The organism is Pseudoalteromonas sp. Xi13, from assembly GCF_003952205.1.
Taxonomy (GTDB): domain Bacteria; phylum Pseudomonadota; class Gammaproteobacteria; order Enterobacterales; family Alteromonadaceae; genus Pseudoalteromonas; species Pseudoalteromonas atlantica.
In genome coordinates this window covers 2,063,436-2,076,626 of sequence record NZ_CP034439.1, presented here as the reverse complement: position 1 = coordinate 2,076,626, position 13,191 = coordinate 2,063,436, and the positions used below count along the sequence as shown (strand labels likewise).

9 protein-coding genes are annotated in these 13,191 nt (G+C 40.4%); 6 read left to right on the top strand and 3 right to left on the bottom strand.

Going from position 1 to position 13,191, the window contains the following annotated elements; all coding sequences use genetic code 11:
• Positions 1-50 precede the first annotated feature (50 nt).
• Positions 51-869 (top strand): sugar phosphate isomerase/epimerase, encoded by an 819-nt coding sequence (locus EJ103_RS09320; protein ID WP_126007315.1) that lies wholly within the window; start codon positions 51-53, stop codon positions 867-869.
• 58 nt (positions 870-927) lie between these two features.
• On the opposite strand, the gene EJ103_RS09315 is transcribed toward EJ103_RS09320, so the two are convergent.
• From EJ103_RS09315 to EJ103_RS09305, 3 genes are all read right to left on the bottom strand, one after another.
• Complete coding sequence (locus EJ103_RS09315) at positions 928-3,282, bottom strand: agarase (RefSeq protein WP_126007313.1); 2,355 nt, start codon at positions 3,280-3,282, stop codon at positions 928-930.
• A gap of 86 nt (positions 3,283-3,368) precedes the next feature.
• Entirely contained in the window at positions 3,369-4,478 is a 1,110-nt protein-coding gene (locus EJ103_RS09310) for a 6-bladed beta-propeller (protein ID WP_126007311.1), read from the bottom strand.
• A gap of 76 nt (positions 4,479-4,554) precedes the next feature.
• Positions 4,555-5,316, bottom strand: coding sequence for a phytanoyl-CoA dioxygenase family protein (locus EJ103_RS09305; RefSeq protein WP_126007309.1), 762 nt, complete (start codon positions 5,314-5,316; stop codon positions 4,555-4,557).
• Positions 5,317-5,551: 235 nt separating this feature from the next.
• Between EJ103_RS09305 and EJ103_RS09300 the strand changes: the two genes are divergently transcribed.
• From EJ103_RS09300 to EJ103_RS09280, 5 genes are all read left to right on the top strand, one after another.
• Positions 5,552-6,316: a helix-turn-helix domain-containing protein gene (locus EJ103_RS09300; RefSeq protein WP_126007307.1), complete on the top strand. Its 765-nt coding sequence runs from the start codon at positions 5,552-5,554 to the stop codon at positions 6,314-6,316.
• Between the two features lie 429 nt (positions 6,317-6,745).
• Entirely contained in the window at positions 6,746-9,517 is a 2,772-nt protein-coding gene (locus tag EJ103_RS09295; protein ID WP_126007305.1) for a TonB-dependent receptor, read from the top strand.
• Between the two features lie 75 nt (positions 9,518-9,592).
• Positions 9,593-11,161, top strand: coding sequence for a tryptophan halogenase family protein (locus EJ103_RS09290; RefSeq protein WP_126007303.1), 1,569 nt, complete (start codon positions 9,593-9,595; stop codon positions 11,159-11,161).
• Between the two features lie 33 nt (positions 11,162-11,194).
• Entirely contained in the window at positions 11,195-11,914 is a 720-nt protein-coding gene (locus tag EJ103_RS09285; protein ID WP_126007301.1) for a SapC family protein, read from the top strand.
• 102 nt (positions 11,915-12,016) lie between these two features.
• Positions 12,017-13,027, top strand: coding sequence for a Gfo/Idh/MocA family oxidoreductase (locus EJ103_RS09280; protein WP_126007299.1), 1,011 nt, complete (start codon positions 12,017-12,019; stop codon positions 13,025-13,027).
• The last annotated feature ends 164 nt before the right edge of the window (positions 13,028-13,191 follow it).

Genomic DNA, 13,191 nt, shown 5'->3' with positions numbered 1-13,191 from the left:
GCAATGTCTGATAAGCCAAATTGAATATTAGATACCCTGAAGGAGAAAATATGGAATTAAAGTTTTTATGCCCTTACTGGGGTTGTGAAGGAATAGCCGCAGAGCAGTTTGTAGCCCGCGTACTCGCTGCGGGTTTTGATGGGGCTGAAATTAACTTCCCTGATGACGATGAGTTTATTGCAACCATTAAACGTGCGGCTCGTGAAGATAACTTTGTTGTGGTTGCTCAACAGTGGCTGGCCGCTAAAGCAGAATCGTTCGCACAGTACCGAGCTAGGTTTAATGCGCGACTACGCTTTCTTGCTACTCTTAGCCCTGTGTTTATAAATTCACATACAGGGAAAGACTTTTATAGTTTTGCGCAAAACTGTACTTTGCTCGAAGATGCGTTAGCGTTAGAACGTACTTTAGCAGTGACCATTACGCACGAGACTCACCGAGGGCGCTTTAACTATGCAGCTTTTGCTACTGAGCCTTACCTCCAACAATTTCCAGAGCTAAAATTAAATGCTGACTTATCCCATTGGACTAATGTAAGTGAAAGCTTGCTTGAAGAGCAACAAGATGCCCTATTAGCAGCGCAACGGCAGAGCTACTATATTCACGCAAGAGTCGGGCATACTCAATCCGCGCAAGTAAATGATCCCTTTAGTAGCCAATGCCGTGAAACATTAAATCTGTATGTACAATGGTGGCAAACGATCATCGACTTAGCAAAAGCTCGAGGTCAGCAAACATTTTATATTTGCCCCGAGTTTGGTCCTTGGCCTTATATGCCGAATGAACTCAATTCTAATAAACCAATAACTGAACAATGGCAACTGAATGTTGCTATGAAAGATTACCTAAAACAGCACTTGGTTGTGTAACTAGAGGGGATATTTTATAACCGGCTTTAATTTAAAAAAGCCGGTTATATCAGCGTTTTTACTGTTTACCGTAGCGTTTTTCGTACATGGTCGATGTGACGTCTTTTACCGCCTCAATCATTTTAGGGTAAGGAATATCGGTGCCCGTGACAAAGCCGATATTGGCATTTTCACCATCAAAGGCTCGACCAGATACCGGTTCATCAACATACTGAAACCAATGCGCGCCTACCATATAAGGTTTTTCGAGAACGCTTTGCATGTATTTTTTATACATGGCTGCACGGTCAGTTTGATTCGCTGCATGGACAATGCCTGGGTTGAACAAGCCAGAGTCGGTTGCAGTTCCGATATGAAACTCGCCAATAACAACGGGTAAATCAACATCTTCTAAAAATTGCCAATAATGATCTTGCATGCCTTCTTCGTAAATATTAAAGCTTAAAACATCTGAGTATTTTACAGAGGCTTTAATAATTTCATCGGGCATACCCCAATTAGCCATACGAGCGCCCATATATAAGTGATTAGGGAGCTTTTTAGCTAAGGTGCCATTAACCACTTTAAAGTATTGCTCGCCGAGCATTTCTAGCATTTTAGAAATATCAGCTATTTGAGCATCGCTGTAAGTGGTAAATGTAACGCCCTTATCGAGCTCATTCCAGTTAGCGATATCACTTTGCCATGCTTTATTTAATGCAGTAATTGAGCTGTATTTTTGTTTAAGGTGCGTAGTAAAAGCATGCTTAGCAGGGCTATTTGCTGCATTTTTAGAAAGTGCATCGAGTATGATCCCATAACGCTTTTCAACACTGCCTTCACGCTCGCCCCAGCTTTTCTCGTTATCTATAAAAATACCGATACACCAAGGCGATGCTTTAATTTTTTGTGCTATTGCATCGATTGTTATTTCGGCGCGTTTTTTAAATTCAGGGTCGTATACGTCAGGCATTAAACCCCAGTGGTTGGTGTGGCCAGAAAGGGTTTTAAAATCACCAATAATCCAACCGTTAGCAAAATAAGGCACCGATTCTTTATCATAAAAAGCCGGATCGACCCAGTTACCAAACGATGTAAACCCCCAATCCTTCATGCGGTCAAGTGTTACATCATGCCATTTATCTATGTACGATTTAGGTGATGTTTCGCCGTAGCGACGTTGTAAATTTGCACGATAAAAGCTATATGTTTCGCCATGTGCCACAGGGCCTTTATGGGTTGAGCGTCGGTAGCTATAATGCTCGCTCAGTGGCTCATCGTAATCCGGCAACCATTGGAACATATTATGACGCAGCTCAGAAGTAATAAAGCGGCTCTGGCGAGCTTGCTCTGAGACTTTAACAATGCCCATAGAATCTTCGGGGGTGATTTCATCACTGCTGCGATTACGTACTGAGTCGTCTTTAAAGTCTACCCCGGTAATTGTTGTTAGGTTAGCCATACGGACATTCGCGGGACCATGAGAGAAAAATAAATACCCTTCAGGGTCGACCATCCACCATTTACCGTCTACTTTTTCTGTTCTGAAATAGCCTGTAGCCTCTAACTTAGGACCGTTGGCGTAACCACCAAATCGTGAGCGGTCGCTCATGCCTTTGGATTTTGCAAGTTCAGCTAGTTCACTATCAGCCAAACGTTTAAGCTGCTCATCTGAGGTGATTGTCAGTGCATTGGTTTGTTTACTGTATTGACCATATTTGTCGATGATATTAACCATCCAATTTGGATCAGACGGTGGGTTTTCTCTTAGTTTTATGTCACCAATCAATACCGACTTATCTTCTAAAATGCCAATGGTAAATAAGTTCATTGCGCTAATTTTAGTAAAGTCGCCACCATCATCACGCCAAGAGCGCCACACCATTAAGCGATCTTTTGTTTGCCAAGGTGGCACATCTCCCCACATACCGGCATTTGTTTGTGCTTCTTTGCCAGCTAAAGGAAAATACACCGTCCCTTGGTAATTAGCAGGTAAACTCACTGAGCGGCTTTGTAGATGACCATGTGGGTTTTCTAATGACAAGTAAATATGTATAGACTCTGAGCTAGTGTTTTGTACATCAAATGCTAAATTATAGTTATTATATGCCGACACATCCCACGGGCTCGGTGGAGCTATTTTTAGCTCAGAAATATTTCCCTCAGCTGAAAAATTTAACACTAATTGTTTATTATTTGCTGACTCAATCAGTTGATGAGATGTATGACTATCAAAAAGCCAACTTTGCTGTTGTTGATCTGAAAAATCAACCAGCTTGGTCAGTGTTTCTACCTCAGTAAATGGGTCTGCTTGTGAGTTAACTGATGGCTCTTGCACAGGCGCTTTATGTTTATCGCTGCAACCATTGGCAAACACACAGGCTAAGCTTAGCGCAATTAAATTAAGTGTCATTGAAGGGCGAGGTGTTGTCATTATAGTTTGGTCCTGTTGTAAACTAGAATGAATAACATACGATCATTGTTAACAATAAACAATGATCGTATTCATATTTATCACTTTTAATTCTGTTTTATTAACTTCATTGGGTAGCTGTTGGACGAATTCCATTGGCCAACATATAAATTGTCATCTTGATCTACACAAATACAGTGCACATGATTAAATACTTGCCAATCAGTTTGCATCGGTTGTAGTTGACCATCTTGATAAACAGGTTGTGGTGCACCCACGTTAGCGATGATTTTATTTGTTTCGTCAAAAATACTAATAAAACCTGAATCATCGGCATTGCGATTATCAACGTGTGACCAACACACCGGCGCATAAAAAACGGATCCCTTGAATACGGGACCACCAATGTAAGCGCCATTAGCACTGATTGTTTTAAGGTATTGGCCATCTAAAGAAAATACTTTTAAACATTGCTCAAACCGAGAGCTTACAAGCAAAGTCGGGTTATTTTCATCACGTAAGTCAATTTCAATCCCGTGCGTATTTTGTAAGTTGTAGTGACTATCGCTGTTATCGTGTCCTCCCCAGTGTTTTATATAGCGGCCTTGTTTATCAAAATGAAGTAAAAAATCGCTACCGTAGCCGTCGGTTACATACAAATCGCCATCCGGGGCAATGGCGATATCAGTGGGGCGAAAAGGTTGCTCAGGTGAATAAGCGCCATAAGTTTGTGGGTGGCCAATTGTGTAAATTAGCTTGCCGTCTAGGGTCATTTTGGCAATAAAACCAGCTTGTGGTATTACATTGTTGGTAGGGCTGTCCCATTGTTCTTTGCTGTGACCATCCCAATGTCGGTTTACGACCCAGCCACTATCGACAACATATAAATACTCTTGCTCGCCTTCTTGCACAATTTTAATGGCATGGCCACCTGGGAACAGGGTACCAAATGCATCCAGTAACTCACCTTGTTGCGAGTAAACTAAAATGTTATTGCGCGTGTTATCAGTGATCATAAAAATACGCCCTTGCGAGTCCATCACCATGGCGTGACAACTTTCGATGGGGTAGACTTCGGGGTCTAATTTACCCCAGTGCGCATCTATCTTGTATTGGTAGTTACCATGACCCACTATTTTGCCATGCGGGTCTTGTCCGTTTTTTGGTATTGCGTGAGCAATTTGTTGTTTTTGTTGTAAAGTTAACTGTTGGAGCATTGTAATTTCCAAATAAAAAAACCAACTCAAAGTAAGGGCTAACACTCTTTGAGTTGGTTTGGCTAGAAAAGGGTGGCTATCCTGGGTGATTTAAAATCGCATCATCATCAACCCGATCGAGAGGATAGTAAATCGCTTCATTTTCTTTAAATGATTGATTGCTGACGGCGTTATAGGCACAAATCATTGACCAACGTGGCTCTGACGCTCTATTTTGATTAGATTTATGTAGCAAATTACAGTGGAAAAACAGCACATCGCCAGGCTCAAGCTCAACGTTAACCAGCTCATGATATTTCATAGCCTCTTCGACAAACTCTAAGCACGCGCCTTTTTGATCGCCAGTTTTGCTGTGATCTAAACGGCCTAAATGATGAGAGCCTTTTAAAACTTGTAAGCAGCCATTTTCAATCGTTGCTTTATTAATCGCCACCATACAACTGATTGCTTTAGGGTAAAGCATATAGTTATCACGATGCCAGTAACCAAAGTCTTGGTGCCATTCCCAAGCACCGCCTACAAAGGGTTCTTTCATCATAATTTTGGTGCTGGTATGGTAAACCTCTTCGCCGATAAGGGTTTCACAGACATCTACTAAACGACGGCCACGGGAAAACATACTGTAAAAGTCATCTCCCGTTTTTTGCCATAAACACACTTTACTTACTGCACCATCGGCATCTTTTTTATGCCATGCTCGCTCGTATAACGAATCGTCGTTAAAGGCGGTTTGTTGTAAGCGCGCAATTTCTTGCTCATTATAATAGCCTTTTGCAATAACGTAGCCGTCTCTATGAAAGTCAGCAATTTGTTGTGGTGTGAGTTGTCTGTTGTTCATAACTGGGTGTCCTGTTAGTGACTATTTGTTGTAAATTGTTGACAATGATGTATCGGTTTATTTAACCGGTCAAGCTGTAATTTATATAAAAAATATGGTATTCATATATGAATAATAGTGGTATTAATTAACTAATTGTTTCTGCAAAAATTCATTGTAAATACGGTAGAAAAATTATTTTTTAATTCATATATGAAGATGAAAAATTGATTAATTTTTGCGCTGATGGTGGTTTATGAACACAAAAGTAAAAAATAAATACGCAGTACCCGCGTTAGATAAAGGTCTCGATATCCTTGAGTATTTGGCGCATAAGGGCAGTGCATGTTCACAAAGTGAAATAGCGGCTGGGCTTAATCGCAGTCCCAATGAAATTTATCGGGTGTTGGTAGGTTTAGAGTCTAGAGGTTATTTAATTCGGGATGAGTTTTCTGGCCGGTATAGTTTATCGCTAAAGCTTTTCAATTTATCCCGCTCTATTTCGCCGGTGGATCAAGTACGCCAATGTGCCATTCCTTATATGGAAGATTTAGCGGTAAATTTAGGGCAGTCATGTTACTTAACTATGCTGTATCAAAGCCAAGCCATGACAGTAGCTCAAGCACGTAGCCACAGTGAAATGCATTTAAGCATTGCTGAGGGATCACTATTTAAGTTGTGTCAATCAACACCTGGCAAACTGCTGTTAGCAAATAGTAATAGTGCAGTACGAGAGATGCTTATTGATCATGATGACGTTTACAGGGAATACAAAAAGCAAAATGAAATCTTAAACGATTTAAATATAATCCAAGAACAAGGATACATAATACAACGCAACCCACTTATTAATGGTGTTAACGACTACAGCTTTTTAATAGGGAAGCCTGAAGCAACGTTAATAGCAGCACTCACAATATCGTCATTCGAAACCCCCTTTCACGATGCGCTTAACCAGCAAAGTATTATTACTGAGCTAAAAGCGGCCGCTAATAGCATTACTTCTATATTAATAAGATAAAGCGATTAACTTATATCACACCTTTTGTGATAAGCAGTTTGGCAAAGTTATTTCATTACTTATTGTATAACAATAAAACATAAGCATTAAGCACCCATGCTCTATAAAGAGTATTTGTTACTCAATTAAAAAATCCTAGCTTATATCTCTAATTTTTAGCGCTATTAATATTACTGGGCGCTCAACTTCTTATTTTTATACCTCCAGTCCCCGTATTTGCTCAATAAGGCACTTTCTGTATTTGCTCTTAATTCACGATGATTAAAAAACGCCCATAAATTGTAAAATAAATACGCAATTTATTTGACTTATGTAGCAAAGTTACTTTACTGTAAAGTTAATTGTTAACAATATTATGGTAACAATAAGGCATCTCGTTAAATATTAAACAACAATTACACTCTACAAACACATTATTTAGGTGCAAAAATGACTCACACACAATTTAAATTAAATGCGATTTGCGCAGCTATGCTACTCACATCCACATTGGCTAATGCTGAGCAACAAAACGATACATCAGCGCAAAATGATTTAGAAGTTATTCAAGTAACCGGTATCACAAGTGCTCTTAGTAAATCTGCATCAATCAAACAAACTTCATCGGGTGTGGTTGATGCCATTTCGGCAGAGGATATCGGTAAATTACCTGATACTAATTTAGCAGAATCATTACAGCGTATTAGCGGCGTATCTATTGATAGAGCCAATAACGAAGGTAACCAAGTAACAGTGCGTGGCTTTGGTCCTAGCTTTAACTTAGTGACTTTAAATGGCCGCCAAATGCCAAATTCGTCGGTATTACAAGAAGCCGGTGTGTCACGTAGTTTTAATTTTAGAGAAATTGCAGCTGAAAGTGTCTCTGGTGTAACTGTTTATAAAACAGGTAAAGCGAATGTCGCATCGGGTGGTATTGGTGCAACCATTGATATTAATACCGCCAAACCATTTGATTACGACGGCTTTAAAGCGTTCGCGAATGTTAAAGCGATAAAAGACACCAGTTCAGAAAAATCCAATGTTACACCTGAAATATCCGGCATGATCAGCCAAACATTTGCTGATGATATGTTTGGGGTATTGTTGTCAGTTTCTCACTCAGAGCGTGAAAGTGGTCGTGAACGGGTTGGTACGTCGCAGGGGTGGGTTAAAAATCGCGCTAACCCAGATGGTGTAGATAGCAGCGCTATTGATACATCAGCAAACCCCACAGGGACCTATTGGGTGCCTTGGACCCCAGAAATGGAGCGCTTTGAAACGGAGCGTACCCGTGATAACGCTCAATTAGTATTACAATTTGCCCCTACAGATAATATAACTGCTACGTTTGACTACACTTTATCGCGTTTTGAAGAGATCAGTGAAACCAACAAAATGTCGTTTTGGTTTGATAATCCAGGCGGTACAGCAGATCAAAATGGTACTTTAGTGGATATCACCAATGCCAATGATGAGCTTAACTTTTGGGCATGGGAGCTTTACGAGAAAAAAGAAAACGACTCTTTTGGTTTAAACTTAGCGTGGCAAGCATCTGATTCGCTTAAATTAAGCTTCGATGCCCATGATTCAACCTCTCATTCTAACCCTGACGGTACAACGGCCGAAACAATTGCAAATTTAAAAAATGTGCCTGGCTCTGTTGATTTGATTGGTGCTAACTTCGCAACTGAAGTGCCCAGTATTACTATTGATGACTCATCATTACCGGGCGGTGCTTATAATCCTGATAATATCGTATCGGATCTGTATCAGCGCCGCGGCTACGAGATGAAAAATAACATCAAGCAATATCACGCCAGTGGTATGTGGGTAAACTTAAACAGCGGTGCAATTTCAGCGATTCATTTTGGTGCTATGTACACTGATTATCAAATTGATACTTATTTATCCGAGCAATTTTCATTTGTAGATATTCCGTTAGATAGCTTAGGGCTGACGTTTGATGACGCAGCAGGTTTTGCTGATGGTTTTTCAGGCTCTGATCAGTTGTTCCCTTATATGCCAAGATACAGTGCCCATGACTTTGTGGATATTGTTAAAAACGAAGGTCTATTTATAGAGCCTAATGTTTCTACTAATGGTGTACAAGAACAAACAATGGCGTTTTATGTGTCATTAGATGTAAGTACCGAGTTTAATGATATTCCAATTGATATGAATGTTGGGGTACGTTACGAAAGCACGGATGTAACCGGTTATTCAGTGAAACCAGCTATCATCGCGCTTAACTATCGCCATGCTGAAGAGCTACGTCCTGTGTATGCAGATGAAGCCACACCTCAAGAGCTAGAAGGTGAATACACGCGTATTTTACCAAACCTTGATTTAAGTGCTGATCTCGATAACGGCTATAAAGCACGTTTCTCATACAGTAGAACGCTAGCTCGTGCAGGGATTGATGCTATGTTCCCATCTACCACAATTAATGCACGTCCTGAAGGCCCATTTGATGCCTCACAGGGTAATCCAAATCTATTACCGATTACCTCAGATAACTTTGACTTCTCGTTTGAGTGGTATGGTGATGATGGCAGCTATGCATCTGTAGGTTACTTTAAAAAGTTTGTTGAAAACTTCATAGGTGCAGGGGTGGTACAAGGCACACTTGATGACATTAACGGTGAGCCGCTGCGCGACCCAAGTGTAAACCCACGTCCTGGCTGCCCTGACAGCAGCGATGAGCCTAACCCAGACTGTTTGAGCCAACCGTCTGATCCGGTTGTTACCTTTGATATCTCAACACCTGATAACCTACAAAATCGTGAAGTAGATGGTTGGGAATTAAACGGTCAGTACATGATTGAAGATACTGGTTTTGGTGTTGTTGCTAACTATACCATAGTTAATAGTGATGAAGAGTTTGAACCGTATAACTTTGATCAAACTATTGCACTGGCAGGCTTGAGTGACTCTGGTAATCTTGTTGGTTTTTATGAGAATGACGATTTCCAAGTGCGTCTTGCTTATAACTGGCGCGACGAGTTTCTACTTTCGCTAGGCACAGAGCCTACTTTTACTGAAGCTTATGGTCAGCTAGACTTTAACTTTAATTACACCATTAATGAATCGTACTCAGTTAACTTTGATGCGTTGAACTTGACTGACGAAACCGTTCGTCGCCATGGTCGCTTTAGCGAGCAGTTGATCTCTGCTGAGCAATATGGTCCACGTTATAGCATAGGTTTCACTGCTAAGTGGTAATAAGCTAAATTTAAAGAGCAAGGCACTGCTAGTCTTGCTCTTTTTATTGGCTATATAGCAATAATAGAGGTTGCTATGAATGATACATTAAAATCAATTGTAATAGTCGGTGGTGGAACCGCTGGTTGGTTAAGTGCGGGGATTATTGCAGCCTATTTAAAAAAACATCACAGTCTTAATTATCACATTACATTAGTTGAATCAGCTGATATAGCAACGGTTGGCGTCGGTGAGGGAACATGGCCGACCATGCGCAGAACGTTACAAAATATGGGGGTTGATGAAGCGCAGTTTATTAATCAATGTAATGTATCGTTTAAACAAGGTGCCAAATTTGCTAACTGGCATAGCACAAAAGAAAACGACTTTTACTACCACCCGTTAATGATGCCACAAGGGTTTGCAGATAATGATTTAGCCACAGCTTGGCTTCGCCAAAACACTGACTCAGCAGCACCGCATAACCATTTTGCAAATTTTGTTTGCCCCCAACACGCATTGTGTGAGCACAACCTAGCGCCTAAAGCCCTAACAACTCCACAATACAGTGGTGTGGCAAATTACGCATATCATTTAGATGCTGGCCTATTTGCCACATTTTTAAAAAATCATTGCATCAACCACTTAAATGTAACACATGTAGTGGCCAGTGTTTTATCGGTAAATAATAACGCTAATGGCGATATACACTCCTTAAGTTTGGATAATAACACGGCGCTTTGCGGCGATTTATTTATAGATTGCTCAGGGTTGAAATCTTTACTGTTAGGTGAGAATTTAAAAATCGGCTTTAAATCATGCAAAGACATTTTGTTTGCTGATAGCGCATTAGCAGTACACATGCCGTATGACGATGAAACTCAGGTGATTAGTTCACACACCATCTCTACAGCACAAACAGCAGGTTGGATATGGGATATTGGCCTGCAGACACGTCGTGGAGTAGGGCACGTTTACTCAAGCCGCCATATCAGTGAGCAAGAGGCCAAAGAGCAGCTTTTTGATTACTTAAACATCTCGCCCGCTAAGCGGGCTGACTTTAATGTGAAAAAAATTAGTTTTGAACCAGGACACAGAGAAAAGTTTTGGCACAAAAACTGTGTGGCAATTGGTTTGTCGGCTGGATTTTTAGAGCCATTAGAGGCGTCGGCCTTATTGCTGGTGGAAATATCCGCTAACTTTATAGCAGAGCAATTACCAGCTAACCGGCAAGTCATGGATATAACTGCCGCACGATTTAATCGCACCTTTAGCTATCGTTGGCAGCGTATTATCGATTTTTTAAAGCTGCACTACATGTTAAGTGAGCGAACCGATAGCCTTTTTTGGCAGCAACATTGCGCTGAGCAAAGTATCCCGCAAAGCTTACAAGATAACCTAGCGTTATGGCGAACACATATCCCTAATGACAACCACTTTGATTATTCTGTCGAGGTATTTCCGGCAGCAAGCTACCAATACGTACTGTATGGCATGGGCTTTAAAACGGCGACGACCCATTATGGAAATCATCCTCGCGCGATTAAAAAAGCGCACAATCTAGCAGCTAAAAATACCAAAGACACGGCTGAATTAGTGAGTAAATTACCGGATAACCGCACATTATTAAAACAAATCAAGCAGTATGGTTTACAAAAAATTTAGCTAAATCACCGCATTTAAATGAGCAACTTTACGATGACAAACGCAACATTATTAGATAAAAAAACACACGCAAACTTATACATAAACAATGCGCCAAGTGCTGAATTTGGTGACAATATCAATTACATTCCCATAGTGGCTGATGAGCTAAAACAATTGGTGCTAGATTACCCTGTGTATTTTATGAAAAACCCACAGACAGGCCAGTTTGAACTGTTTGTTTTAACCGGCTTTACAGCGGGAGAGAACCTATTTTTGCAGCAAGGACATTGGCGAGCACAACACATTCCGCTGCACATCAAGCGCCAGCCGTTCAAACTAGGTCTACGTGGTGCCACTATAACCGAGCCTACGGATAACGATTTAGCGGTGCTTATTCACCAAGATCACCCACGGGTTAATGAAAACACAGGAGAGCGGATTTTTGATCAGCAAGGAGATCCCACAGCTTACTTGAATGCTGTTTGTGAGCAGTTAATGACATTAATGCACGGTAATAAGCGCACTAGCGCGTTTATTACAACCTTGCTAGAGCATGAGTTGCTAGAAGCCGTACAACTGAGCCTCACTCAACATGGCGAAAAGCAAACGTATAATGGCTTATACGCCATTAACGAACAAGCATTGGCGCAGCTTGACGCACATGCGCTTCAGTCATTACACGAAATGGGCTATCTGCAAGCTTGTTATATGATTATCTCTTCAACAGGGCATATACAAAAGTTAATAGGCTGGCTTAACGAAACACCTTAAAACAACCGAGCATATAGTGGTGAAAACTCAATAGGTGGCTTGTTAAATCAATTGAAGTACTTGAGGCTATTAATAATCTATAGCTAAAGGCAATAGGACTAGATGAATAAAATTAAAACAGTGCGATGGGGAATTGCCGGGCTTGGTAGTATTGCGCAGCGTTTTGCTTTCGATTTAAAAAATAATGTAAATAATGCAGAGTTATATGCTGTGTCATCGCGCTCTCAAGAAAGAGCGGATAAATTTGCCAATGAGTTCGCTTGCCAGACTGCGTATGGTGATTATAAATCGCTTGCAGAAAATCCACACGTCGATGTTGTTTATGTGGCGACTATTCATCCATGCCACAAAGAGTTAGTAGCTTTATTTTTAGCTCATAATAAGCATGTTTTTGTAGAGAAGCCAGCCTTTACTAATGTCAAAGATTGGGATGAAATGCTCAATTTAGCAAAGAGTAAAAACCTTTTGCTTATTGAGGCAATGAAATCAGTTACTTTTCCTGCTTATCGTGAACTGCTTAAATTTATTAAAAGTCATAATCTGGCAATTACTTGTATTGAGGCTTCATTTGGTACTAAGAATGAGTTTAATAATACTAATCGTCTATTTGATCCAAAACAGTGTGGAGGTGCCACATTAGACGTTGGGGTATATCCTCTATGGCTATATGTCGATATTTGTCGTCAGTTAAATATTCCTCTACAGAAACCCTTAGTAAATATTACGCGAGATAATCCAATATCAGCCGTTGATGAAATGGTCTACTTTGTATTTAACACCAAGGTACAAGGTAATCTATCAGCTTCAATAACCAGAAACTTACCAAGTAAAGCTGTTTTATCAGGCCCAAATGTTGAGATTATCATCCATGAAAAATGGTGGAACCCCCAAATTATTGAGATCACGCACTATGGAGCCAAACAAAAAATTGAAATTGATAGTACAGGGGAAAGCTTTGAGTTTGAGATAGAGCATATTTCAACGCTTATCTTAACGAACAAGTTAGAATCTGATGTGATACCTCATGCTAACAGTCGCGCAGTCATTGAGATAATGGAGCAAGCGTTGATAGCCAATGGTTATCAGCATTTGGTTACTGCTCAGAATGTTTGACGCTACTTAGCTTTGAGCGAAACGATAAATCAATATTATGAGATTTAGGTTTTATTGGCGGATGCTATAACCATGAGTAGTGACGGCGAATGAATTATATGGTGGGTTTAAATGTCTTCTCTTAAGCGCAGCGCCTCATAATCTCTTTGTGAATAATAACTAAA

Coding starts and splice junctions, on each gene's coding strand:
- EJ103_RS09310 (WP_126007311.1), bottom strand. CDS start 4,478: ATGCTCCAACAGTTAACTTTACAACAAAAACAACAAATTGCTCACGCA.
- EJ103_RS09290 (WP_126007303.1), top strand. CDS start 9,593: ATGAATGATACATTAAAATCAATTGTAATAGTCGGTGGTGGAACCGCT.
- EJ103_RS09320 (WP_126007315.1), top strand. CDS start 51: ATGGAATTAAAGTTTTTATGCCCTTACTGGGGTTGTGAAGGAATAGCC.
- EJ103_RS09315 (WP_126007313.1), bottom strand. CDS start 3,282: ATGACAACACCTCGCCCTTCAATGACACTTAATTTAATTGCGCTAAGC.
- EJ103_RS09295 (WP_126007305.1), top strand. CDS start 6,746: ATGACTCACACACAATTTAAATTAAATGCGATTTGCGCAGCTATGCTA.
- EJ103_RS09300 (WP_126007307.1), top strand. CDS start 5,552: ATGAACACAAAAGTAAAAAATAAATACGCAGTACCCGCGTTAGATAAA.
- EJ103_RS09285 (WP_126007301.1), top strand. CDS start 11,195: ATGACAAACGCAACATTATTAGATAAAAAAACACACGCAAACTTATAC.
- EJ103_RS09280 (WP_126007299.1), top strand. CDS start 12,017: ATGAATAAAATTAAAACAGTGCGATGGGGAATTGCCGGGCTTGGTAGT.
- EJ103_RS09305 (WP_126007309.1), bottom strand. CDS start 5,316: ATGAACAACAGACAACTCACACCACAACAAATTGCTGACTTTCATAGA.